The following is a 22,353-nucleotide window of genomic DNA, read 5'->3' on the forward strand; positions in this document are numbered from 1 at the left end:
CGAAAGTGGATTTACACTTTCGGGTCCGCCCGATGCTCCACTTAGAATGAGCGCGTCGTTCGGGCGGACGACCGGATCCGCTTTTCGCACGATGCGCACACCTGTCGGTGTTCGAAACGGGGGCTGTCATGAACAGACTTCAAGGAAAGATGGCCCTCGTCACGGCGGCAGGGCAGGGGATCGGACGAGCCATCGCGGAGGCCTTCATCCGCGAGGGCGCGATGGTCTGGGCGACGGATCTCGACGTTTCCAAACTGGAGGGGCTCGAGGGCGCCGAGAAGCGCCGGCTCGACGTGCTCTCAAGCCAGAGCGTCGAGGAACTCGTTGCGGAGGCGGGCTCCTTCGACATTCTCGTCAACGCCGCAGGCTTCGTGCATCACGGCACGATCCTGGAATGCTCGGACAAGGATTGGGACTTCTCGTTCAATCTGAACGTGACGTCCATGCACCGCACGATCAAGGCGGTGCTGCCGGGCATGCTGGAGAAGGGGCGCGGATCCATCGTCAACATCGCCTCCGGGGCGTCCTCCGTGCGTGGCATCCCCAACCGCTATGTCTATGGAACGACCAAGGCGGCGGTGATCGGCCTCACGAAGGCGGTCGCCGCCGACTTCATCCGGCGCGGCGTTCGCGCCAACGCCATCTGCCCCGGCACGATCCAGTCGCCGTCGCTTGACGAGCGGATCGCGGCGCAGGCCGAGAGTTCCGGCCAGAGCCTGGAGACGGTGCGCCAGGCCTTCGTCGACCGCCAGCCCATGGGCCGGCTCGGCACGCCCGAAGAGGTGGCGGCGCTCGCCCTGTATCTCGCCTCAGACGAGTCCAGCTACACGACCGGGCATATCCATCTCGTGGATGGCGGGTTCGCGCTTTAGGCGACGGCGCTCTTGTTGGCGCTGCCCCATTCCCTTCCTCTTGTGGGGAGGGGCGCCGCGTAGCGGCCGGCAGGGGTGCCGGCGCCGCTTTCCTCCAGCGATGCCGGGTTTCGCTCCGCGGCTCCAGGGAGGTTGTCACTCCCGGCCGGAGCGCAGCGAGGGGAAGGAAATCCAGAGCGCTGAGCGTGAGGGTGGATCCCCTTCCCGGTCCTGCGGACCGCCGGGGACGACAGCAGGATAAGGCGCGTGTTCCCCTCCCCACCGCAGGTCGGGTGCTCCCGACTTGCGCCAGAGGAAAGCAGGTCTCAGGCAAGCTTTAAGATGGCAGAGCGGTGTCCTAGGTCACCCGCCCCGAATAGGGCGTTTCCGGCACCGGGGTCAGCGGTCCCTTGCCCTGGAACCAGGCGATGAGATTGTCGGCCGCGAGCTTGCCCATGGCGTTGCGGGTATGAACTGACGCGGACGCGATGTGGGGAAGCAGCACCACATGCTCCAGGTCGATCAGCTCCTGCGGAACCTGCGGCTCGTCCTCGTACACGTCGAGGCCCGCCGACAGGATCGTGCCGGATTTCAGGGCCTCGATCAGGGCCTGCTCGTCGACAACGCTGCCGCGCGCCACGTTGATCAGGACCCCATTGGGACCAAGCGCCCGCAGCACCTCCGCGTTGATGAGATGGCGCGTGGAGGCGCCGCCGGGCGTGATGACGATGAGCACGTCGCAGGCCTCCGCAAGCCCCACTGCGGTCGGATAATAGGTGAAGGCGACATCGTCCTGCTGGGTGCGTCCATGATAGGCGAGGCTCACGTCGAAGCCCGAAAGCCGCCGCGCGATGGCCTTGCCGATGCGCCCGAGGCCGACGATGCCGACCTTTCGGTTGCGCAGGGTCGCCGAGAGGGGAAAGGGCGCTTCCGGCCACCGGCCTTCCCGGAGGTAGCGGTCGGCCTGCGGAATCTTCCTCAACGTCGCCAGGAGCAGGCCGATGGTGAGATCGGCCACCTCGTCATCGAGCACGCCGGGGGTGTTGGTGACGACGATGCCGCGCCTGGCCGCCTCCGCAGCATCCACATTGTCGTAGCCGACCCCGACGCTTGAAATGATCTCCGCGTTCGGCAGATGATCGAGGAGCTTCGCATCGGTGCGGCCGTAAAGGGTGCTGGTGGCCACGCCGCGGATGCGGGGCCCCACCTCCCGCAGGTAGGCTTCCTGGTCCGGCTGCTCCCACAAGCGATGAATCGTGAAGGCCTTGTCCAGCGCCTCCGTCGCGATCGGCATCATCGGCGCTGTCATCAGGATGTCGGTTGGGCTCATGGGGTCGTTGCTCTCTTTCGTGGTCAGCCGATGGCGCAGCGAGCTGCCGCGCCCAGGCGGAAGGATTCGTCGATGATCTTGGCCTGCTGCTGAAGCGCGGATTTCACGTCCTGCGGCAGGTCGGGCCAGTGGCAGCCGCGAAGCGCCGCCTCGAGGGCGTAGAGCGCGTTGAGGCTGACGCGGCGGGGCAGCATGAACTTGAGGCGCCGGTAGGCTTCGACCGAGCCGATGGCCCGAAGGTCGCCTGCGGAACCGATGCCGGCCGCCTTCAGCCAGCCGCCCGTGACGGGGCCGATCCCGGGCAGGCTATCAACGGGGGCATCGCTCATGCGGACGGCTCCGGCTTCGGTTGCTTCATACGTTCACGGTAGAGCAAATAGAGCCCCGAAGCGATGACGATGCCAGCCCCGACGAAGGTCCAAGTGTCCGGCCAGTCTCCGAAGAGGAGGTAGCCGAGCGCCAGCATCCAGATGATCTGGCTGTAGATGAAGGGCGCCAGGATCGCCGCCGGCGCGCGGGCATGGGCAAGAACCAGGAACCAGTGGCCCAGGCCCCCATAGAGCCCCGTGGACATCAGCAGAACCCAGGTGAGCGGCGAGTCGGGCGTGGTCCAGATCCAGGGCAGAAGCGGCGTCATGAGCGCGATGCCGGCGACGCTCGAATACAGCGTGGTCGTGGCGGACGAATCGCTCGAGGCCAGCATCCGCGTCACGATGTTGTAGAAGGCGTAGGACACGGCGCCGACGAGCGACAGCAGGGCCGCCGGATGCATGGTCCCCAGGCCCGGTCGCGTGATCACGAGCACGCCGAGGAAGCCGACGCCGATGGCCGTCAGCCGCTGCCAGCCGATGCGCTCCCCCAGAACCGGGCCTGCCATGAGGGCCACCAGGAGGGGCGTTGCGAAGATGATGGACTGGGTTTCCACGAGCTGCAGATACTGCAGGGCGAAGAAGTTGCAGATGGTCGAGGCGAACAGCAGGAAGGAGCGGATGAGCTGAAGGGGAAGCCGGCGGGTGCGCAGGGCGCCCGGCTTGGTGCGCGGATTGATGACCATGAAGGTCAGGAAGGCTGCCGACACGTAGCGGGCCCACACGGCCACCATGGGATCGACGGAGCGGTTGACCCATTTGGCCGTGGCATCGAGGCACGAGAAGCAGATCAGCGCCGCGCACATGAGGGCGATGCCGATCAGGCGGTTGTGACGGTGCGAGACTTGCGCGGGAAGGGTCGAGGAGATTGTATCGGCCATGCCCGGATGCTAGCCGCACAGGGCCGTATGGGCGAGTTCCTCCAGCGCACAGCCCTCCTGCGCGCCGGACAGGGGTCTCCCGTGCCGGATCAGGCGGTCGCAGCCAGTTCCTGCTCTTCGGTGCCCAGCTCGTCCACGTCGTCCTCGGCCTCGACCTCGAAGCCGGTCTGATCGGCTCCCGTGAGGCCGGCAAGGTTCTTGGCGGCCTTGCGCAGCAGCTTGCGGAGGCGCTTGCGGTCCTTGTTGTCGAACCCCGCCAGCAGCTCCGACTCGACCTCGTTCCAGAGGGCGTCGATGGCGGCCGCCTTGCGCTTGCCTTCCTTGGTGAGCTTCACGCGCACCACCCGGGCATCGCCCGGCTCGGTGTGGCGCTCCACGAGCTTCAGGGCGGAAAGGCGCGAAACGGTCTTGGAGGCGGTGGGCGGGCGCACCCGCAGGATGGAGGCCAGGTCGCCCATGGTCATGGGGCCGGCATCGGCGAGGGCCTGAAGAACCTGCTCCTGGCCGGCGAAGAGGCCGAGTTGCGAGAGCTTGTCGCCCGTGCGGCTCCGATGCAGGCGCGAGGCTTGAACCAGAGCCCATCCGACGCTCTTGATGCCCGGATGCTTGATGTCGCTGTCCATCGTTCCTCACTCTTCGAACCGTTGCCGAGAATACCATGAACAGGAACTCATGACGGTACGATGACAAGCCGGCACACTGTTAACAGGCTAAGGACCCGGAGCCTCTAGGCGTCCCGCGAGAGGGCGCTCTCATGCCAGCGGCGCAGGAGAAGATGGCTGAAGGCCGCCAGCACGAGATACAGAAAGATGCCGGTCGCGGCCAACAGCACGAGGGCCGCAAAGAGACGCGGAATATTGAGCCGATACTGGCTCTCGACGATCCGATAGGCAAGCCCCGAGCCCGCACCCGCCGAGCCCGCCGCCATCTCGGCCACCACGGCGCCGATCAGGGACAGCCCGCCCGCAATCCGCAGCCCCGCCAGGAAAGCCGGCAGGGCCGCCGGGCGGCGCAGATACCACAGGGCCTTCAGCCGGGCTCCGAGGCGCGCGAAGGACCCTCCTGAGGCGGATGCGCCATAGAGCCGGAACAGCTCCATGAGATTCCGGTCGACCGATTGCAGCCCGAGCATCGTGTTCGACAGTACCGGAAAGAAGGCCACGAGCCAGGCACAGGCCAGAACCGCCACGTCCTGCGGCAGGTAGATCAGCAGCAGGGGCGCGATTGCGATCACCGGCGTCACCTGCAGCACGACCGCAAACGGATAGACGGAATACTCCACGATCTTCGACAGGCTCAGCAGAACGGCAAGAAGCACGCCGCCGAAGACGGCAAGCATCAAGCCGAGAAGCGTCGTCTTGAGGGTTGTCAGAAGCGAAGCCCAGAGGATCGGCCAATCGCCCACAAGGGTCGCGGCAATCAGGCTGGGCGCCGGCAGGATATAGGGCGGAACGCCCCGAAGGCGCACATAGGCTTCCCAGCCCGCAAGGGCGGCTGCAAAGACCGCAAGGGGCAGGATCCATCGGAGGCGGGCGTGGCGCCTTGCCGGGGCCAGGGGAGCGGAGGCCATCACGGGCGCTCCTCGGCGGTCTGCTCCAGCAGAGCCCGCGAGATCTGCCCGCACACGGCCGCATAGCGCGCGCTGGTGCGAAAATCCCCTGGCCGTTGCGCCGGCGGCTCCCCCTGGATCTCCGCCACGATGCGGCCGGGGCGGGGCGACATCACGGCGATGCGGCTCGACAGATAGGCGCTCTCGTAGACCGAGTGCGTGACGAACACCACCGTGCAACGCAACTCGCTCTGCAGCCGCAGGAGATCGTCGTTGAGCCTGAAGCGGGTGATTTCGTCCAGGGCCGCGAATGGCTCGTCCATCAGGAGTAGTCGGGGCTTGAGCGAGAGCGCGCGGGCAATCGACACCCGCATCCTCATGCCCCCCGAAAGCTCCCGCGGATGGGCTTTGGCGAAGTCGCTCAGGCCCACGAGGGCAAGGCTCTCGGCGATGCGATCCCCGGCCTTGCGCTTCGACACGCCGCGCAGCCGCAGCGGCAGCCACACATTGTCGGCGACATCGGCCCAGGGCATCAGGGTCGGTTCCTGGAACACGAAGCCGATGTCGCCGCGATGATCGGCGTCAGTGGAATCGGGCCAGGCGACGCGGCCCTCGGTCGGCTGCGCGAGGCCCGCGACGATGCGCAGGACCGTCGATTTTCCGCAACCGGACGGCCCGAGGAGGGACACGAACTCGCCCGTGCGCACCTCGAGGTCGAGGCCGGAGAGCGCGGTCACGCCGTTTGCGAATACCTTGGTGACGCCCTGAAGCGCAACGAGCGTGGACGCGTGCTCTGCCATGGGTGCGACGGCGCCGGGATGGAACGCCGCTCTCCTTATTTCTTCAGTTCCAGCCCGACGCCCTTGTTCACGAACCGGAGCGTGTAGGCTTTCGTGTAATCGAGATCCGCCTTGAAGAGGCCGGCCTTCACCATCTTGTCGAAGAAGTCCTTCATCCGCGCATCCGTCATGGCGCCGATGCCGTGCTTCCCGGCGTCGCCGGAATCGACGATGCCGTACTCCTTCATCCTGGCCAGCGAATAGGCGAGCAGTTCGTCCGTCATCTCGGGGTTGTCGCGCTTGATGAGCGCATTGGCCTGCCGGTTGTCGCCGTAGAGATAGTTGTACCAGCCGATGGTCGAGGCGTCGACGAAGCGCTGCACGAGATCGGGCTTCGTGTCCACGATCTCGCGGCGGGTCTCCACAGTGGTGGAATAGGTGCTGAAGCCGTGATCGGCGAGCAGGAACACGTTGGGCTTGAAGCCTGCGGCCTTCTCGATGGTGAGCGGCTCGGAGGTGGCATAGCCCTGCTGCACCGAGGCCTTGTTGGCGATGAAGGGTGCCGGATTGAAGCCATAGGGCTTCACCTGCTCGTCGCGAAAGCCGAACTCGGCCTTCATCCATTGGAAGAACGTGGCGAACCCGTCCTTGGACAGCAGGATGTCGTTCGAGCGCTTCAGGTCCTCGAAGCGGTCGAAGCCCTGGCCCGGATGGCTGAGGAGCACCTGCGGCTCCTTCTGGAAATGGGCCGCGACCACCACCGTGGGAATATCCTTCTCCACCGCCGAGAAGGCCTGGATCATGCTGCCGCCCATGTAGAAGTCGAGCTTGCCGACCGTCATGAGCATGCGGTTGTTGGCCCGCGGGCCGCCCGGAACGATGGTGACCTTCAGGCCGTGCTTCTCATAGGTGCCGTCGGCAAGAGCCTGGTAATAGCCCCCGTGCTCCCCTTGGGCGATCCAGTTGGTGCCGAAGGTCACGCCGGTCAGGGGCTGCTGCGCAAGTGCGCTGCCAGCGCTCCAGCCGAGGCTGACGGCTAATGCTCCTGCCACCCAAGCGTTCAGCTTCATGCGCACTCACCCCTTCGCTCTGGCCGCCGACGGGCCGCGTCAGCTTCTGCGCGGTTCGGCGGAGCTTGGCAAGGTCCAGTGCCGTCCACGGCGCAAGGTCCAGTCTCGTCCACGGCGCACGCAGCGCGGGAAGGGGATCCAGCCGCATGCCCCGTTGGTGTGGATTCCCTTCCCCTTCAGCGGCTCTGCCGCTTCCGGCCGGGAATGACACTGGAGGGTGCTGCTGTCATCCCCGGCGGTCCGCAGGACCGGGAAGGGGATCCACTCACACGACGGGCGCTATGGCTTCCCTTTCCCTCCGCTACGCGTCCTTTCGGGAATGACACGCAGCGCAAGCGGATCATTCCACGAACCAGGGATAAGTCCAGGTCTCGGTCAAGGCCCGGTTTCCTGCGCGCAGGAAGGCTCGAAGATCAGCGGACTGTCCAGGCTCCAGCTTCACGTCGATGGCGGCGCGGAAGCCGTTGGTGTGGCTGTTGGGCATGATGAAGGTGTTGGTGATCTGCCCGGCCGACGTGGAGGGAACCAGCTGCACCTGTTCCGGGGCGCTCAAGTAATAGGGCAGGTTGCCGCCCGCGAAATCGATGATGAAGCGCCGGTGCGACGGGTCGCTGGGCGCGTTCGAGCCGCTGGCCCGCGGCGGGGCCTGGAAGGTGTTGATCGCCTTGCCGCCCGGATGCATGCCGCCGATCGCCGCCGCGGCGCGCAGGCGGTAGGAGAGCACGACCTCCTGGCCCGGCTCGTAGGGCCGGTTCGGCTGCCAATAGGCCACGATGTTGTCGTGGGTCTCGTCCTGGGTGGGGATCTCGACCAGCTCGACCCAGCCCTCGCCCCATTGCCCGATGGGCTCGACCCAGTAGCCGGGACGCAGATGATAGTGGGCTTCCAGGTCCTGGTAGTTCTCGAACACCCGGTCGCGCTGCATCAGGCCGAAGCCGCGCGGGTTGTTGTCGCTGAAGGACGAGATCGTCTTGCGCGCCGGGTTGCGCAAGGGACGCCAGATCCACTCGCCCGCGCCCGACTGCATGAGCAGGCCATCGGAGTCGTGAAGCTCGAGGCGGAAGTCGTCCGTGGGCTTCCGGTCGTTCTCGCCCTCGAAGAACATGGAGGTGAGGGGCGCCACGCCCACATTGGCGATGGTCTGGCGCGGGAACAGGGTGGCCGTGACGTCGATGGTGGTTTCCTTCGACGGATAAACGTCGAACCGGTAGGCTCCCGCCACGGACGGGCTGTCGAGGAGCGCATAGATGACGGCCCGCTCTTCGTTGGGCTTGGGCATCTCGATCCAGAACTCGCGGAAATGGGGAAACTCCTCCTGCTCGCCGCCCTCCACGTTGATGGCGAGCCCCCGGGCCGAGATGCCGTATTTCTGGTCCATCCCCAGGAAGCGGAAATAGCTGGCGCCGAGGAAGACGATCAGCTCGTCGAGCACCTTCGGGTCGTTCAAGGGGTAGTGGAGGCGAAAGCCCGCAAAGCCCAGATTGACGGGAAGCGGCCGCTCGATCTTGTTGCGGCCGTAGTCGAACAGCTCCCGCTGGTACGGCACCGGGTTCGGCACGCCGTCGCGCAGCACGTTCACCGTCACCGGACGCTGGTAGAGGAAGCCGAGATGGAAGAGCTGCATCCGGAACGGGCCGTTGCCGGAAGCCAGCAGGGCTCTGTCCGGGCGGAAGCGGATATCCCGGTAGTCGTCGAAGCTGAGCCGGTTCAGGGGCTCGGGCAGCTGCGCGGGCGGAGCCTCGAAGGGGGCCGAGGACAGCTCGCGCGCCCGGCGCACCACATCCTCGTAGCGGAACGGGTTCGGAGCCGGCGCTCCGCTGCCGTTCTGCTGGGCCAAGCTCTGCCGGCTCCAGGCCGGCAGCGCGGTGGCTGCGAGCAGGCTTTGCAGGAGGGTTCGGCGGGACAGGTGCGTCATGGCGGTGGAGCTGTTCTCGTTGAGGAGGGAGGGCCAGGCATCAGGCCCGGAATATGGGGCCCGACCCCCTTCCCGTGTACCTGTGCCGCTTAATGGAGGCTGAATGGTGATGCGGGCAAGACACAGGTCCCGGCAGGGTTAAAAAAATCCTCCGAAGGGGTCTAAAAACTCTTGTGATCGGGGGCGAATGCCCTTATCTCAGCCTTGCCCAATTTCGCACGTGCCTGTGGTCGTGTGTCGGTTGGTGGGCATCCGGACAAGAGGCCGGACAGCCGCCCGAGAGCGCCCTAGTTCTCGATACCCCTAACCGGCAGCCGGAGGCGAAAACCGGCGCACCTCGTTCTCAACGGGGGACGCGACTTAAAGCAACGACGAACGGGCTTTTTTGGTCTCGTTGGCCCTCCAAAGGTCAGCACCGAAGAGGCTTGTTTATCATTGCCAGGCGTGCGGACGGGAAACCCCCATCCAATCCAAGGCAGCATCGTCGGGTGAAGAGCCCATCGCGCTTCTCGTGTCTCCATCGCACGAAGCGGGATGTGATCTTTCCTCGCTGACGCCGGACGGCAAAAGCGCTCGCTCAGAGCTCTGACCGTCTGAATTTCAATCCTGAGGCCGGAAAGCCTCTATTGAACCTTTGGTGGGGAGAGCGCCATGACTCAGCGCATCCGTGAATTTCTGCGCAACCGACGTGAGGACGGCCCGTGCGTGGTCGTCGACCTCGACGTGGTGCGCGACAACTACTCCAAGTTTGCCCGTGCGCTCCCCGACACGCGTGTCTTCTACGCCGTGAAGGCGAACCCGGACCCGCAGGTGCTCAAGCTCCTGGCCGAGCTCGGCTCGTGCTTCGACACGGCGTCTGTCGTCGAAATCCAGCTCGCGCTGGATGCCGGCGCAACTCCGGAGCGCATCTCCTTCGGCAACACGATCAAGAAGGAGCGCGACATCGCTCGCGCCCTCGAGCTTGGCGTGCGCCTTTATGCGGTCGATTGCGAGGCGGAGGTCGAGAAGGTTGCCCGTGCTGCCGTGACGGCCGGCGTTGCGTCCGACGAGGTGAAGGTGTTCTGCCGCATCCTGTGCGACGGCGCCGGCGCCGAGTGGCCGCTCTCCCGGAAGTTCGGCTGCGTGCCGGAGATGGCCGTGGACGTGCTCGAGCATGCGCACCGGAATGGACTTGAAGCCTATGGCGTCTCGTTCCACGTCGGCTCGCAGCAGCGCAACACGGAAGCGTGGGATCAGGCTCTCGGCTCTGCGTCCACGATCTTCCGGGAATGCGCCGATCGCGGCATCCACCTGTCGATGGTCAACCTCGGCGGCGGCTTCCCGACGAAGTACCTGAAGACGGTTCCGATGGTCGAAGCCTATGGCGAGTCGATCTTCCGGGCCCTGTCGAAGCACTTCGGCAACCGTATCCCGGAGACGATCATCGAGCCGGGCCGCGGCATGGTCGGCAATGCAGGCATCATCGAGGCCGAGGTCGTTCTCGTCTCGAAGAAGAGCCAGGACGAGGATGAGGTGCGCTGGGTCTATCTCGACATCGGCAAGTTCGGCGGTCTCGCCGAGACGATGGACGAGTCGATCCGCTATCCCATCCGCACGGAGCACGACCACGACCGCAAGGTGCCGTGCGTGCTTGCCGGTCCGACCTGCGACTCGGCCGACGTTCTCTACGAGAAGGAGCCCTATCCGCTCCCCATCTCGCTGGAGATCGGCGACAAGGTGCTGATCGAAGGCACGGGCGCCTACACGACCACCTACTCGGCGGTCGCGTTCAACGGCTTCCCGCCCTTGAAGTCCTACGTGATCTAACTCACGTCCCGCCTGCCTCAGCAGCCTGAGGCAGGCACCAATCTCAACAGAGTTGTCCCGGACGGCCGGCTTGGCTTCGGAGGACGCATCGGATGGCCGCAAAACCGGCATCCACTTTTGCGTCCGATGCTGCGAGCCGGTGCGAGGGCTGTCGCTCACCCCACGTGTTTTGGGAGGCCACGGCCATGATCACTGTTCGCGAAGAAACCTTCCGCGATGTCGACGCGCGCGAGACGCTGCTCGATGCCTGCTTCGGACCCGCCCGGTTCCAGAAGACCTGCGAACGCCTGCGCGAGGGCAGGATGCCGGCCGACGGGCTGTCCCTGGTCATCGACCGGGACGGCGAGGTCATCGGAACGGTGCGCCTGTGGCACGTTTCCGCCGGTCCGAACCGCTCCGCCCTGATGCTGGGGCCGATCGCCATCGACCCGTCCGTCCAGAGCCTCGGCCTCGGCGGAAAGCTCATGCGCGAGGCGCTGAAGCGTGCCGGCGACCGCGGCCACAAGGCGATGCTGCTGGTGGGCGATGCGCCCTATTACGAGCGCTTCGGCTTCTCCACGGACAAGACCGGCTCGCTCTGGCTGCCGGGTCCCTACGAGCGCAGCCGCTTCCTGGCGCTGGAGCTGGAAGAGGGCGCTCTCGACGGCGCGCGGGGCCTCGTCTCCGCAACCGGTGCCTTCGAGCAGAAGCCAGACCTCGGTGCCCTGGTCGCAGCGGCCGCGCAGGGCGCATTGGCCGGCCTTCGTTCCGCCCGCTAAGACTTTAGCTTTCCGAGGGCTGCAACCGCGCAGCCCTCGGATTGGGCAGCACGAAGGTGACGGCGGCGGCGGCCAGCATGTAGACGATGAAGCCTCCGGCTACCGCATCGATCCCGACGCCTGCATCGAAGAGCATGCCCGGACCGACAGGCCCGAGGGCGGATGCGATCACCATGATGGCTCCGGCAAGGGCACGGATCTTGCCAAGATGGCGCGTTCCATAAAGCTCGGCCAGGGTGGCTGCGATCACCACGTTGGTGCAGCCGGTGGTCAGGCCGATCAGGGCAAAGAACAGCAGGGGCGTGAAAGGCCCGCTGGCGGTGATCAGGGCGATGGAGGCAAGAGTCATTCCCAAAAGGTAGAAATGGCTGAGCCGCACGGCGCCGAACCGGTCGACGAGAGCGCCTGCGGTCACGGTCACTGCCACGGAAACAAGGGCGAAGAGCGTAATGCCGGTCGCCAGCAATTCCACAGGCCAGCCCTTCGCTTCCGCGATGAAGCGCTGATGAAAAAGATAGGCGGTCATGATCGCCGGATAGCCGATCATCGTCGGCACGAGAGCAAGGAAGCGCCAGTCCCGCAGGAGGTCGAGCCAGCGCGGTCCGGGTTCAAGCACTTGGAGCTTGGTTTCCGACGCCCGCAGGCTTCCGTCCCGGGATTTCAGGACAAAGCGTAGAGCCCAACCGATGCAGAGACTGACGACCACGACAAGCGCAGCGGTGCGCCAGGTGCCGGTCCATCCAAGGGCGGCGATCAGGGCGACCGCGACGGCCGGGAGAGCGGCCTCGCCGGCCGAGAAGCCGAGGGTTGCAACGCCCACGGCCCTGCCGCGAATGCCTTCGGGCAGACGCGCGGTGCTCATGACGCCCGCGTGGCCCAGCATGCCCTGTCCGCAAAGGCGCAGGAAGAACAGGCTCAGGCCCAGCACGAGAAGGTTCGGCGCAAGGGAAAGCGCCACAGCCGCCGCTGCCAGGCCCAGGAGAGCGGCAGTCGCGTAAAGGCCGATATTCACGCGGTCGATCACGCTGCCGACCCAGATCATCAGGAGGCCGGAGACCAGGGTTGCCGCCGAGTAGATGAGCCCGAAGCTGCCGTGAGTTAGGCCGAAGGCGTCCCGGATGTCGGGACCCGACAGGGAGATGAAGAAAGTCTGGCCGAAGGAGGACAGGAAGGTCAGGGCGAAGCCTAGGCCGATCACGCGCCCATGGCGCATGAGGAGTTCGTGGAATTTCATCGGTCGCAGTCGGGTGGGAGATGCCAAGACCTGGAATAATGAAGCTTTGTTGCATGATGTCGAGAGCAAAATGAGCATGGCAGGGCTGTGTTCGTCATGATGCCTTCGCCATCCGCAGCGAACTTGCTCCGCAGCCCGGGAGGTTGCCTCCAGGCATTGACCCCGGGGGCTCCTCAATCCTAGATGCGCCCGAAACCCTAATCCGACGTTTACTTCTTTCCACCTTTGCTTTTCCAAGGAGACAGATCCGATGACCACTTGGCCTGTTCATGGCCGCATCAGCGGTCCTATCGTCATGATCGGCTTCGGCTCGATCGGCCAGGGCACCCTGCCGCTCATCGAACGCCATTTCGAGTACGACAAGAACCGCTTCGTCGTCATCGATCCGCAGGAGAAGCACAAGGAACTGCTCGACGAGCGCGGCATCCGCTTCATCCAGACAGGGCTCACCCACGAGAACTACCGCGAGGTGCTCACGCCCCTGCTCACGGCGGGCGGCGGGCAGGGCTTCTGCGTCAACCTCTCGGTGGACACCTCGTCCGTCGACATCATGGAGCTGTGCCGGTCTCTCGGCTGCTTCTACATCGACACCGTGAACGAGCCCTGGGCCGGCTTCTATTTCGACAAGAGCAAGGGCCCGGAGGCGCGCACGAACTACGCCCTGCGCGAGATCACCATGGAGGCGCGGCGCCGCAATCCGGGCGGCACCACGGCGGTGTCGTGCTGCGGCGCCAATCCGGGCATGGTGTCCTGGTTCGTCAAGCAGGCGCTCGTGAACGTCGCTGGCGATCTCGGCCTCGCCTATGACGAGCCGAAGAGCCGCGAGGATTGGGCCCGCCTGGCGCAGCAGGTTGGCGTCAAGGGCATCCACATCGCCGAGCGCGACACCCAGCGCGCCACGTCCGAGAAGCCCATGGGCACTTTCGTGAACACCTGGTCGGTGGACGGCTTCGTGTCGGAAGGCCTGCAGCCGGCAGAACTCGGCTGGGGCACGCACGAGACCTGGATGCCGGAGAATGCCGGCACCCTGGGCCCCGATGCGCAGGCGATCTACCTGCTGCAGCCGGGCGCCGCCACCCGCGTGCGCACCTGGTGCCCGACGCCGGGCTCGCAGCACGGCTTCCTGGTCACCCACAACGAGTCGATTTCGATCTCGGACTTCTACACCGTGCGCGAGAACGGAAAGGCAGTCTACCGGCCGACCTGCCACTACGCCTACCATCCCTGCAACGAGGCGGTGCTGTCGCTGCACGAGATGTTCGGCAATGCCGGCAAGGTGCAGGCCGAGCAGCACATCCTCGACGAGAACGAGATCATGGACGGCGTCGACGAGCTTGGCGTGCTGCTCTACGGCCATGGCAAGAACGCCTACTGGTACGGCTCGCAGCTCTCCATCGAGGAGACGCGCCGCGTCGCTCCCTACCAGAACGCCACGGGCCTCCAGGTGACCTCCGCCGTGCTCGCCGGCATGGTCTGGGCGCTGGAGAACCCCAATGCCGGCATCGTGGAAGCGGACGAGATGGATTTCCGCCGCTGCCTCGAGGTGCAGATGCCCTATCTTGGACCGGTGAACGGCTACTACACGGACTGGACCCCGCTCACGGACCGCCCCGGCTTCTTCCCGGAGGACATCGACACCTCCGATCCGTGGCAGTTCCGGAACGTGCTGGTGCGGTAAACGCGTTTATTGTCATTCCCGGCCGCCAGACGCGGTCGGGAATGACATCTGAGGATGCCCGATGCCCCATTTCGACGAATTCTATGCCGGTAAACTCCGCGGCGGTCTTGGCGTCGTGGATGCCGAAGCCGTGCTCGATCTTCGCGGCGCATCCCGGGAGCAGGCCGCCGCCTCGATCCAGGACATGCTGGAGCGCAGCCGCTTCGCACAGGCCAAAGCCATCGCCATTCGCCTCGACCCGCCGCCGGAGGGCGGGGGCGAGACCCTGTTCCAGCCCATCGGCAAGGCCCTGCTCGAAGCCAAGAAGCGCGGCTGGATCGACCGGCTGCAAACCTTGCCGGCGCAGGATGGCCTGGGCTTTTACGTGGTGCTCGCCGGAAAGCCCGAACGGGAGGCCTGAGCCTTTCTAAGCCTGTGCGGCCGCCCTGCGTGAGTGCGGCCGCCGCCACAGGCTGCGGATAAAGCTCGTCAGCAGGAGAAGACCGCCCCAGACGGCCACGAAGCCGATGGCTGCGGACAGAAACCCTTCCTCCGTCACCGGCAGGGCCGGCTCGAAATCCCGGTAGACCGCTTCCATCACGTCCCGGTCGCCGTCCCGCACCATGAGGGCCACACGGGCGAACGAGCCCGCCTGGACCATGGTGTCACGGTGGGTTTCCAGGCGGCCCAGGCGCTCCGCATTGGCCTGCATGGCCGCGCCCTGGCGGCTGACGAAACTGTCCGTGTTGGAGCGCAGGCGGGCGATGGCGCTCTCCCGGGTCTCGCCGCTGGCCTGGGCATCCGTGTCGAAGCGCTGGATCACCTGCCTCAGCTCGTCGATCGCGCCGCCGAGGCGCTGGCGGTACTGCTGCGCGAATTCAGGCCCCTGCGAGGCCGTGACGCCCCCGAGGAGGCCCAGTCCGAAGGCGACGATGCGCATGATCCGCGGCAAGCTCAGCCTCCTTAAACCGCAAGAGCCTCAAGGATATCCCGTTCGGCCACCTCGTCGAGGGGTTTTGCCACCTTGACGGCCCTGGTCTTGCGGCCGGGCTCCATCACGAGGATGACGGTTTCGATGCCGGGGCAGCCGGGATCGTTGCAGGCGATCTCGTTGACCGCAAAGGCCGTCTCCGGCGGCGCTTGAAGAGCGGCGCGAGCCAGGTCCTTGACCCTCTCGACGGCTTGCTTGTCGGGCTTCGGCAGGCCGAAGGACCCTCTCAGGAAGGCACCGAACAGGGCCATGGGCGACCTCATGTGGGCAGGGTCAGGATGCCGCCCTGACCGTCCTCGCAGCCGAAGGCGAGGCGTTTGCCCCCCTTGTCCCACGCCATGGCGGTGATGCCGCTGCCCTTGACGGCGGGGCGCACCAGGAGTTCGGAGGCGTCGGTGAGGCGGATCAGCAGGATGCAGCCGTCCTCGTAGCCCACCGCCAGCACATAGGTGTTGGGGTGAAAGGCCACCCGGCTGACCTTGGCCGGACGCACGCCGCATTCCCGCGGCGCCTTGCCCATGGGGCCTTCCTTGGACTCGAAGGGCCAGATGATGGCCGCTTCCGCGCCGGAGGTCGCAAACCACTTGCCGTCCCCCGACCAGGAGAAGGAGCGGGTCTTCGACGGGTAGCCGCTCATGCGCATGTGGCCCTTGTCGGGGATGAGCCGCCATCCGTGCAGGGCGTTCTCCTGCATGGAGGTCACCACGAAACGGGCGTCGGGCGACCAGGTGATGTCCAGATGCGAGCCCTTCCACTCCAGGGACTCCGGCTTGGCCTCCACATTGGGAAACCAGAGCGTCGCCCCGTTGTAGTGGGAGATCGCCAGCCGGTAGCCCTTGGGCGCGAAGGCGAGGCCGCGCGCGGCGGAAGGCACGTCGAGGGTTTTCTCCCGGCCCTTGTCGTCGCGGGCCACCACGCGCTTGCCGGCCCCATAGGCAAAGGCGCCGCCTGTGCTGATCGCGAGGGAATCGATCCAGGCGCCCTTGGCTTCGGCCAGGGTCTTGGTGGAGCCGTCGGCCCCGGTCACGGCGATGCGCCCGTCGTCGCCGCCGGTGACGAAGCGCTCGCCGTCGCTCGCCGCCACCAGCACGCCCGCATCTGGATGCGCTTCGACGCGATGGGTTTCCTGGTCCTTGCTGAGCAGAACGCCCCCGTCGCCCAAGCCGAAGGCGGCCGTGCCCTTGAGCCAGCCGATGGCGGTGACATGAGCGCCCGCGCTGACAGGCATGACACTTTGGGTCAGGGATGGAGCGGTTCCGGTACTCATCGAGGCAATTCCTTCCGACGGGGTGCCCATATCATGGATTGACGGAATAAGAGCAGGGTCATAGCAGCTTTCCGATGGGGCGGCCTACCAATGCGCCGAGGGATTAAACCTTTTGAGCCTTCGATCCCGGGAGCCGCCGGGCTTAAGATGCGCGCTTGAACTGGAGTGAAAGAATGCGAGTCCTGACCCTAGCCGCCTTTGCCCTCGCCTTGATGGTTTCCCCGGAAGCTTCCGCGCAGCAGCAGCGTGGGATTTCGGTCGATAAAGAGGCACAGAAGGCCGCTTGCCGGAGAGACGCACGCTTGATCTACAGAACCGGCAACCGGACGCCTGACGACCTCCGCAAGAAGATGATGGATGCCCGCAAGGAGCACGTTCAGAAGTGCATGATGCAGGCGGGCTAGCCATCCGGCTCGACATGCCAGGCCCCGGATCGTTTCCGGTCCGGGGCATCCTCTGCTTGCGGAGAGTCTTTTAAGCCGCGCAGGCCAGGAAGCCTTCCCGGATCGCCTTCTCGTTCAGGTCGCGGCCGATGAAAACCACCTTGGAGGTGTGCTTCTCGCCCGGCTTCCACTCGCCCTGCACGTCACCGTCGAGAATCATGTGGACGCCCTGGAAGACGAAGCGCTTCGGCTCGTCGGGGAAGGCCACGATCCCCTTGCAGCGCAGGATGTTCGGGCCCTCGACCTGGGTGAGGTTCGAGATCCACGGCATGAACTTCTCCGGGTCGACCTCGCCATCCAGATGCACGGAGACGGACTGCATCTCCTCGTCGTGATGATGGTGATGGCCCTCTTCCAGGAAGCTCGGCTCGATCTCGATGATCCGGTCGAGGTCGAAGGCCTTGCGGTCGAGCACATCCGTGATCGGGATCGCGCAGTTCTGGGTGCGGTGGACCTTGGCATAGGGGTTGATGGCGCGGATGCGCCCCTCGACCTCGTCCAACTCCTGTGGCGAGACCAGGTCGATCTTGTTGAGGATGATCACGTCCGCGAAGGCAATCTGGTTCTTGGCCTCGGGCGCGTCCTTCAGCCGGTCGGAGAGCCACTTGGCGTCGGCCACCGTCACCACCGCGTCGAGGCGCGCGGCGTCGGACACGTCCTGGTCCATGAAGAAGGTTTGCGCAACGGGGGCCGGGTCCGCAAGGCCGGTGGTCTCGACGATGATGGCGTCGAACTTGCCTTTCCGCTTCATCAGGCCGTCGAGGATGCGGATCAGGTCGCCGCGCACGGTGCAGCAGATGCACCCGTTGTTCATCTCGAACACTTCCTCGTCCGCGCCGACGACGAGCTCGTTGTCGATGCCGATCTCGCCGAACTCGTTGACGATCACCGCATATTTCTTGCCGTGCTGCTCGGTGAGGATGCGGTTGAGGAGGGTGGTCTTGCCGGCGCCGAGATAGCCTGTGAGGACGGTAACGGGGATCTTGTCGGTCATCGGGATAGTCCGCAAATTGATCTCCCCTGGAGGGGAGGAGAAGAAAGGTCAGCTCGACAGGGCCGCGCTGAAGGCCCTTATATTGTGTCGCATCATGTCAATGTAAGTGCCAGCTGGGCCATTGGGCTCGGAGAGAGCGTCGGAATAGACCCGCTCGCCGATCTTGGCGCCGGTTTCCTTGGCGATGCGCTCCATGAGGCGGGCGTCGGACACGTTCTCCACGAAAACGGCGGCGATCTTCTCGCGCCTGATCTGCTGGATGATCCGGGCCACGTCCTTGGCGGAGGCCTCCGACTCGGTGGAGACCCCCTGAGGCGACACGAAGTCGATGCCGTAGGCGTCCTCGAAGTAGCGGAAGGCGTCGTGGGAGGTGATGATCCTGCGGCGCTCTTGCGGGATGCCGTCCACCAGGCCTTTCACCTCGGCCTCGACCTCATCGAGCTGCTTGAGATAACCGGCGGCATTGGCCTCGTAGGCTTCCCTGCCGGCGGCATCCGCCGCGATCAGGGCGTCGCGGATGTTGGCGACATAGATCTTGGCGTTGCCGATGCTCTGCCACGCGTGAGGATCCAGGCCGCCATGGCCGTGATCGTGCCCATGCCCATGGCCTTCCTCCTCGCCCTTCAGGGGCTTCACTCCCTTGGCAGCCTCCACCTTCGCGGCCTTGGTGCCGGAGGATTTGACGAGACGGTCGATCCAGCCCTCGAACTTGAGGCCGTTGGTGAACACGATCCTCGCCTCCGTCAGGCGGCGTCCGTCCGCAGGCGTCGGGGAGTAGACGTGGGCATCGCCGTTGGGCCCGACGAGCGTCGCCACCTCGACGCGCTCGCCGCCCACATGGCGCACGAGATCGCCCAGGATCGAGAAGGTTGCGACCACCTTCAGCTTGTTGGGGCTCTGCGCCGCCGCCGGCAGCAGGGAGGCGGCAAGGGTGAGGCATCCTGCCAGCGCGGAGACGGCAGCTCTTCTCGTCAGCATAGGGTTCGGTCCTTGTTCGAGAGGTCAGGCTTCAAGATGCTTGCCGGGCCAGGCGAGCCACAGCAGGCCGCCCTCGCGCCCCACCACGAGGGACATCACGTAGACCGCGCCGGCCGACAGGATGATCGCGGGTCCCGCGGGCAGTTCCGCATGGAACGAGAGCAGAAGGCCGCTGAAGCCCGACAGGATGCCGATGGCGACGGACACGATCATCATGGTGGTGATGTCGCTGGTCCAGAAGCGGGAGGCTGCCGCCGGCAGCATCATCATGCCGACCGCCAGAAGGGTTCCCAGCGCATGGAAGCCGCCCACCAGATTCATCACGACGAGGCCGAGGAAGATCAGGTGCGTCGGCGTTCCGGCCCGGCTCACAGAGCGCAGGAAGACCGGATCCACGCATTCGAGCACGAGCGGGCGGTAAAGCACGGCGAGCGCCAGCACGGTGAGGGTGGAAATGGAGGCAAGCAGCAGGAGCGTGTTGTCGTCGAGGGCCAGCACGGTGCCGAACAGCACATGCAGCAGGTCCACGTTGGAGCCCCTCAGCGACACGATGGTGACGCCGAGCGCGAGGGATAGAAGATAGAAGGCCGCGAGCGAGGCATCCTCCTTCAGGGCCGTGAAGCGGGAGACCAGGCCTGCAGCCACGGCCACGATGACGCCCGCGAACAAGCCGCCGACGGTCATGGCCGGCAGCGAGAGGCCGGCCAGCAGGTAGCCCACCGCCGCTCCAGGCAGGATCGCATGGGCCATGGCGTCGCCCGTGAGGCTCATCCGCCGCAGCATCAGGAAGACGCCCACGGGGCCGCCGCCCAGGGCGATGGCGACCACGCCCACGAGGGCGCGCCGCATGAACTCGAATTCGGAAAAGGGCGTGTAGAACAGGTCGAGCATCGGGGTGCCCCTTCAAGCGACGCTGCGGTGGCAGACATCCGCATGGGGATCGTGCGCCTCGACCATGCGCCGGGCCTTCAGGAGGTTCTCAGGGCTCAGCACCTCCGGCGTCCTGCCCCAGGCCACCGGCTCGCGGGCGATCAGCAGGGTGTGCGGGAAAACTCGTTTGACCATGTCCAGGTCGTGCAGCACGGCCACCACCGTGCGGGATTCGTCATGCCAGCGGCGCACGAGGTCGAGCAGGTCGGCGGTGGTCTTGGCGTCGATGGCCGTGAAGGGCTCGTCGAGCAGGATCACGGGAGCGTCCTGCAGCAGCAGGCGGGCGAAGAGCGCCCGCTGCATCTGCCCGCCCGACAGGGTCGAGATGGGCCGCCGCTCGAAACCGGTGAGGCCCACGGCCGAGAGGGCCTCATCGACCCGGGTGCGGTCGCGACGGGCGATGCCTCCGAACAGGCCGGAGCGGGACCACAGGCCCATGGCGACGAGATCGTAGACGGAGAGCGGGAAGGAGCGGTCGATCTCGGCTGCCTGGGGCAGGTAGGCGATGCCGGAGGAGGGGGCGTTGAGACCGATATGGCCTTCGAGCGGCTTGAGCGTGCCGACGATCCCCTTGAGCAGGGTCGACTTGCCGGCCCCGTTGGGGCCGACCACCGCCGTCAGGCTGCCGGCGGGAATGGTGCCGTCGAGATGATGCACGGCGGGCCTGCGGCCGTAGCCGAGGGTCACCTCGTCGAAACGGATCGCGCTCGTTTGTGCGGACATGGCTACACCAGCACCCCGAAGACCAGCAGCCACAGGGCGCACAGGACAACCCCGGCTCCGGCCAGGCGCTCCCAGGCCGAGAGGCGCAGGAGCGAAAAGGTCGGAGCGGCGGCAATCGCCCGGTGCTCGTGGGCGTGATGGTGATGGCTATGCGACATGGCCCACACATAAACCAGATCGGGAGAGATTTCCAGGGGCGTACAGTATTTTATACGCTGCCTCAAACCTATGGTTTGTCAGGCCTTATTTCAGACTGTGGGATGATATTGATAAAGCCAGGTCTCGCTCAAGACCTCGTTCTCGTTGCGCAGGTAGCAGCGCATCTCCACCGGCTCGGTTCCCGCCACGGTCAGGTCGAACTGGGTGCGCCAGTGGCCGGGCACGTTGTTGGGCACGGCCTCGGTGAGGATGTTCGAGAACTCGCCCCGGGAGGCGCTGAGCACGGGCTTGGGGATCACGCCGCTCGGCAGCCGGGTCAGGGGCTGGCCAATGAACTCCACCATGAACTTGCGCACGCCCTTGGGCCGGTTGGTGCCCGCCTGGCCGCCATTGCCGAAGCGGGTGGCGACCACCCGGGCGAGGGGCGTCGGATAGGGCTCCTCCGCCGACCAATGCATGCGGTAGCGCATTTCGAGGGACTGGCCCGCGCGCACCGGCTCCGCCGGCACCCACATGGCGACGATGTTGTCGTGGATCTCGTCGTCGGTGGGGATCTCGACGAGCTGGATCGAGCCCCGGCCCCAGGGGCCCTGCGGCTCGATCCACAGGGAGGGACGGCGGTCGTAGTAGACGCCGTCGAGGTAGTGATCGAAGTTCCGGTCGCGCTGGAGCAGGCCGAACCCCTTCGGGTTCTCGTCCGTGAACGCCGAGGTGATGATGCGCGGCGGGTTGTTGAGGGGGCGCCAGATGCGCTCCCCGGTTCCGGTCCAGAGGGCGAGGCCGTCCGAGTCGTGAATTTCCGGGCGCCAGTCGACCGCGGTGGCCTTCACCTTTTCCGAGTACCAGTACATGGAGGTGAGCGGAGCAAGGCCGAGGCGGCTCACGTCCTGGCGCATGTAGACCGCGCTGTCGATGTCCATGACGATCGCGGCCGCCCGCTGCATCACGAAGCGGTAGGCGCCGGCGACGCTGGGGCCGTCGAGGAGGGCATAGACCGTGACGGTGTCCGAGCCCGGCTGAGGCGTCTCGAAATACACATGAGTGAAATCGGGAAACTCCTCGTTCTTCCCGAACACGGCGACGTCCACGGCCAGCCCGCGGGCGGAGAGGCCGTATTGGTAGAGCTCGCCGATGGCGCGGAAATAGGAGGCGCCGAGGAAAGCCACCCAGTCGTTCTTCTTCCAGTCCAGCTTGCCGGTGCGCGCTTCCTGGAAGCGGAAGCCCGCAAAGCCCGAATTGTCCGGAAGCTTCCGGGCAGGCGAATCCGCCGGCATGTCGAAATACTCGGCGTCGTAGATGATCTCGCGGGCTTGTCCTCCCTCGACCACGTGCATGCGCACCGGCTTCTGGAAGAAGCGTCCCATGTGGAAGAACGTGACCGGGAACTCGCTCGGTCCGTTGGCCCAGAGCGCCAGATCCGTCTTGAAGCGGATATTGCCGTGGGCGTCGTAGTCGATCTGGTTCAGTATTTCCGGCGAGGGGCTCGGCGGCGCCACATAAGCCGAGCGCGCCATGTCCTGCGCGCGTTTCTTCAGGTCCTCGAAGGAGAAATAGGTAGCGTCTCCCGTCTTCAGGCCCTGCTGCGCCAGGGCCGGAGCGGCAAAGCCTCCGGCTGCCAGGGCGGCCGTGGCGGTTGCGGTTTGAAGAAACTGGCGGCGATTGATCATGGG

Annotated in this window: 24 protein-coding genes; 6 read left to right on the top strand and 18 right to left on the bottom strand. The window is 65.8% G+C overall.

Translation table 11 applies throughout. The features are described 5' to 3' along the window. Nucleotides 1–128 precede the first annotated feature (128 nt). On the top strand, nt 129–872 hold the full coding sequence (locus JKG68_RS23120) for an SDR family oxidoreductase (RefSeq protein WP_202063704.1): 744 nt from the start codon (nt 129–131) through the stop codon (nt 870–872). A 337-nt stretch (nt 873–1,209) separates the two neighbouring features. Here the strand turns inward: JKG68_RS23120 and JKG68_RS23125 are convergent, their stop codons facing one another. From JKG68_RS23125 to JKG68_RS23160, 8 genes are all read right to left on the bottom strand, one after another. Continuing rightward, a complete protein-coding gene (locus JKG68_RS23125; RefSeq protein ID WP_202063705.1) occupies nt 1,210–2,181 on the bottom strand; it encodes a 2-hydroxyacid dehydrogenase in 972 nt (323 codons plus the stop codon). Nucleotides 2,182–2,204: 23 nt separating this feature from the next. Then, a complete protein-coding gene (locus JKG68_RS23130; protein WP_202063706.1) occupies nt 2,205–2,510 on the bottom strand; it encodes a TfoX/Sxy family protein in 306 nt (101 codons plus the stop codon). Beyond that, nucleotides 2,507–3,430 (bottom strand): DMT family transporter, encoded by a 924-nt coding sequence (locus JKG68_RS23135; RefSeq protein ID WP_202063707.1) that lies wholly within the window; start codon nt 3,428–3,430, stop codon nt 2,507–2,509. The genes JKG68_RS23130 and JKG68_RS23135 overlap by 4 nt, the downstream gene beginning before the upstream one ends. An 89-nt stretch (nt 3,431–3,519) precedes the next feature. Then, nucleotides 3,520–4,053: a MarR family winged helix-turn-helix transcriptional regulator gene (locus JKG68_RS23140; RefSeq protein ID WP_202063708.1), complete on the bottom strand. Its 534-nt coding sequence runs from the start codon at nt 4,051–4,053 to the stop codon at nt 3,520–3,522. Between the two features lie 104 nt (nt 4,054–4,157). Then, nucleotides 4,158–5,000 (bottom strand): ABC transporter permease, encoded by an 843-nt coding sequence (locus JKG68_RS23145; protein ID WP_202063709.1) that lies wholly within the window; start codon nt 4,998–5,000, stop codon nt 4,158–4,160. Continuing rightward, a complete protein-coding gene (locus JKG68_RS23150; protein WP_202063710.1) occupies nt 5,000–5,779 on the bottom strand; it encodes an ABC transporter ATP-binding protein in 780 nt (259 codons plus the stop codon). The genes JKG68_RS23145 and JKG68_RS23150 overlap by 1 nt, the downstream gene beginning before the upstream one ends. 35 nt (nt 5,780–5,814) lie before the next feature. Beyond that, nucleotides 5,815–6,828, bottom strand: coding sequence for an ABC transporter substrate-binding protein (locus tag JKG68_RS23155; protein ID WP_202063711.1), 1,014 nt, complete (start codon nt 6,826–6,828; stop codon nt 5,815–5,817). A gap of 340 nt (nt 6,829–7,168) precedes the next feature. Further along, entirely contained in the window at nt 7,169–8,743 is a 1,575-nt protein-coding gene (locus tag JKG68_RS23160; RefSeq protein ID WP_202063712.1) for an OpgD/OpgG family glucan biosynthesis protein, read from the bottom strand. Nucleotides 8,744–9,394: 651 nt separating this feature from the next. On the opposite strand from JKG68_RS23160, the gene JKG68_RS23165 reads away from it, so the two are divergent. After that, on the top strand, nt 9,395–10,549 hold the full coding sequence (locus JKG68_RS23165) for a type III PLP-dependent enzyme (protein ID WP_202063713.1): 1,155 nt from the start codon (nt 9,395–9,397) through the stop codon (nt 10,547–10,549). 185 nt (nt 10,550–10,734) lie between these two features. Beyond that, nucleotides 10,735–11,307 carry a GNAT family N-acetyltransferase gene (locus JKG68_RS23170; protein WP_202063714.1) on the top strand — a complete coding sequence of 191 codons (573 nt, stop codon included), beginning with the start codon at nt 10,735–10,737 and terminating at the stop codon, nt 11,305–11,307. Between the two features lie 4 nt (nt 11,308–11,311). On the opposite strand, the gene JKG68_RS23175 is transcribed toward JKG68_RS23170, so the two are convergent. Next, on the bottom strand, nt 11,312–12,541 hold the full coding sequence (locus JKG68_RS23175) for an MFS transporter (protein WP_202063715.1): 1,230 nt from the start codon (nt 12,539–12,541) through the stop codon (nt 11,312–11,314). A 250-nt stretch (nt 12,542–12,791) separates the two neighbouring features. On the opposite strand from JKG68_RS23175, the gene JKG68_RS23180 reads away from it, so the two are divergent. Both JKG68_RS23180 and JKG68_RS23185 read left to right on the top strand, forming a co-directional pair. After that, complete coding sequence (locus JKG68_RS23180) at nt 12,792–14,219, top strand: homospermidine synthase (RefSeq protein ID WP_202063716.1); 1,428 nt, start codon at nt 12,792–12,794, stop codon at nt 14,217–14,219. A 61-nt stretch (nt 14,220–14,280) separates the two neighbouring features. After that, the gene (locus JKG68_RS23185; RefSeq protein ID WP_202063717.1) at nt 14,281–14,619 is read left to right on the top strand and encodes a hypothetical protein; all 339 of its coding nucleotides are present in this window, start codon (nt 14,281–14,283) and stop codon (nt 14,617–14,619) included. Nucleotides 14,620–14,625: 6 nt separating this feature from the next. Here the strand turns inward: JKG68_RS23185 and JKG68_RS23190 are convergent, their stop codons facing one another. The 3 genes from JKG68_RS23190 to JKG68_RS23200 are packed head-to-tail and all read right to left on the bottom strand — an operon-like array spanning nt 14,626 to nt 16,456. Beyond that, nucleotides 14,626–15,150, bottom strand: coding sequence for a DUF2937 family protein (locus JKG68_RS23190; RefSeq protein ID WP_246515756.1), 525 nt, complete (start codon nt 15,148–15,150; stop codon nt 14,626–14,628). Nucleotides 15,151–15,161: 11 nt separating this feature from the next. Beyond that, complete coding sequence (locus JKG68_RS23195; RefSeq protein ID WP_202063718.1) at nt 15,162–15,440, bottom strand: hypothetical protein; 279 nt, start codon at nt 15,438–15,440, stop codon at nt 15,162–15,164. An 8-nt stretch (nt 15,441–15,448) separates the two neighbouring features. Then, entirely contained in the window at nt 15,449–16,456 is a 1,008-nt protein-coding gene (locus JKG68_RS23200; protein WP_202063719.1) for a WD40 repeat domain-containing protein, read from the bottom strand. Nucleotides 16,457–16,629: 173 nt separating this feature from the next. On the opposite strand from JKG68_RS23200, the gene JKG68_RS23205 reads away from it, so the two are divergent. After that, nucleotides 16,630–16,860 (top strand): hypothetical protein, encoded by a 231-nt coding sequence (locus tag JKG68_RS23205; protein WP_202063720.1) that lies wholly within the window; start codon nt 16,630–16,632, stop codon nt 16,858–16,860. Between the two features lie 70 nt (nt 16,861–16,930). On the opposite strand, the gene JKG68_RS23210 is transcribed toward JKG68_RS23205, so the two are convergent. From JKG68_RS23210 to JKG68_RS23235, 6 genes are all read right to left on the bottom strand, one after another. After that, complete coding sequence (locus JKG68_RS23210; RefSeq protein ID WP_202063721.1) at nt 16,931–17,893, bottom strand: CobW family GTP-binding protein; 963 nt, start codon at nt 17,891–17,893, stop codon at nt 16,931–16,933. 48 nt (nt 17,894–17,941) lie between these two features. Beyond that, a complete protein-coding gene (locus JKG68_RS23215; protein ID WP_202063722.1) occupies nt 17,942–18,871 on the bottom strand; it encodes a metal ABC transporter substrate-binding protein in 930 nt (309 codons plus the stop codon). 24 nt (nt 18,872–18,895) lie between these two features. Beyond that, a complete protein-coding gene (locus JKG68_RS23220) occupies nt 18,896–19,762 on the bottom strand; it encodes a metal ABC transporter permease (protein ID WP_202063723.1) in 867 nt (288 codons plus the stop codon). 12 nt (nt 19,763–19,774) lie between these two features. Continuing rightward, the gene (gene aztA, locus JKG68_RS23225; protein ID WP_202063724.1) at nt 19,775–20,524 is read right to left on the bottom strand and encodes a zinc ABC transporter ATP-binding protein AztA; all 750 of its coding nucleotides are present in this window, start codon (nt 20,522–20,524) and stop codon (nt 19,775–19,777) included. A 2-nt stretch (nt 20,525–20,526) separates the two neighbouring features. After that, nucleotides 20,527–20,682 (bottom strand): hypothetical protein, encoded by a 156-nt coding sequence (locus JKG68_RS23230; protein ID WP_202063725.1) that lies wholly within the window; start codon nt 20,680–20,682, stop codon nt 20,527–20,529. Between the two features lie 90 nt (nt 20,683–20,772). Beyond that, complete coding sequence (locus JKG68_RS23235) at nt 20,773–22,350, bottom strand: OpgD/OpgG family glucan biosynthesis protein (protein WP_202063726.1); 1,578 nt, start codon at nt 22,348–22,350, stop codon at nt 20,773–20,775. Nucleotides 22,351–22,353 lie beyond the last annotated feature (3 nt).

Source organism: Microvirga aerilata, assembly GCF_016743775.1.
Lineage (GTDB): Bacteria > Pseudomonadota > Alphaproteobacteria > Rhizobiales > Beijerinckiaceae > Microvirga > Microvirga aerilata.

Coding starts and splice junctions, on each gene's coding strand:
- aztA (WP_202063724.1), bottom strand. CDS start 20,524: ATGTCCGCACAAACGAGCGCGATCCGTTTCGACGAGGTGACCCTCGGC.
- JKG68_RS23130 (WP_202063706.1), bottom strand. CDS start 2,510: ATGAGCGATGCCCCCGTTGATAGCCTGCCCGGGATCGGCCCCGTCACG.
- JKG68_RS23205 (WP_202063720.1), top strand. CDS start 16,630: ATGCGAGTCCTGACCCTAGCCGCCTTTGCCCTCGCCTTGATGGTTTCC.
- JKG68_RS23200 (WP_202063719.1), bottom strand. CDS start 16,456: ATGAGTACCGGAACCGCTCCATCCCTGACCCAAAGTGTCATGCCTGTC.
- JKG68_RS23145 (WP_202063709.1), bottom strand. CDS start 5,000: ATGGCCTCCGCTCCCCTGGCCCCGGCAAGGCGCCACGCCCGCCTCCGA.
- JKG68_RS23165 (WP_202063713.1), top strand. CDS start 9,395: ATGACTCAGCGCATCCGTGAATTTCTGCGCAACCGACGTGAGGACGGC.
- JKG68_RS23195 (WP_202063718.1), bottom strand. CDS start 15,440: ATGGCCCTGTTCGGTGCCTTCCTGAGAGGGTCCTTCGGCCTGCCGAAG.
- JKG68_RS23150 (WP_202063710.1), bottom strand. CDS start 5,779: ATGGCAGAGCACGCGTCCACGCTCGTTGCGCTTCAGGGCGTCACCAAG.
- JKG68_RS23170 (WP_202063714.1), top strand. CDS start 10,735: ATGATCACTGTTCGCGAAGAAACCTTCCGCGATGTCGACGCGCGCGAG.
- JKG68_RS23120 (WP_202063704.1), top strand. CDS start 129: ATGAACAGACTTCAAGGAAAGATGGCCCTCGTCACGGCGGCAGGGCAG.
- JKG68_RS23180 (WP_202063716.1), top strand. CDS start 12,792: ATGACCACTTGGCCTGTTCATGGCCGCATCAGCGGTCCTATCGTCATG.
- JKG68_RS23175 (WP_202063715.1), bottom strand. CDS start 12,541: ATGAAATTCCACGAACTCCTCATGCGCCATGGGCGCGTGATCGGCCTA.
- JKG68_RS23230 (WP_202063725.1), bottom strand. CDS start 20,682: ATGTCGCATAGCCATCACCATCACGCCCACGAGCACCGGGCGATTGCC.
- JKG68_RS23135 (WP_202063707.1), bottom strand. CDS start 3,430: ATGGCCGATACAATCTCCTCGACCCTTCCCGCGCAAGTCTCGCACCGT.
- JKG68_RS23160 (WP_202063712.1), bottom strand. CDS start 8,743: ATGACGCACCTGTCCCGCCGAACCCTCCTGCAAAGCCTGCTCGCAGCC.
- JKG68_RS23220 (WP_202063723.1), bottom strand. CDS start 19,762: ATGCTCGACCTGTTCTACACGCCCTTTTCCGAATTCGAGTTCATGCGG.
- JKG68_RS23155 (WP_202063711.1), bottom strand. CDS start 6,828: ATGAAGCTGAACGCTTGGGTGGCAGGAGCATTAGCCGTCAGCCTCGGC.
- JKG68_RS23215 (WP_202063722.1), bottom strand. CDS start 18,871: ATGCTGACGAGAAGAGCTGCCGTCTCCGCGCTGGCAGGATGCCTCACC.
- JKG68_RS23125 (WP_202063705.1), bottom strand. CDS start 2,181: ATGAGCCCAACCGACATCCTGATGACAGCGCCGATGATGCCGATCGCG.
- JKG68_RS23210 (WP_202063721.1), bottom strand. CDS start 17,893: ATGACCGACAAGATCCCCGTTACCGTCCTCACAGGCTATCTCGGCGCC.
- JKG68_RS23235 (WP_202063726.1), bottom strand. CDS start 22,350: ATGATCAATCGCCGCCAGTTTCTTCAAACCGCAACCGCCACGGCCGCC.
- JKG68_RS23140 (WP_202063708.1), bottom strand. CDS start 4,053: ATGGACAGCGACATCAAGCATCCGGGCATCAAGAGCGTCGGATGGGCT.
- JKG68_RS23185 (WP_202063717.1), top strand. CDS start 14,281: ATGCCCCATTTCGACGAATTCTATGCCGGTAAACTCCGCGGCGGTCTT.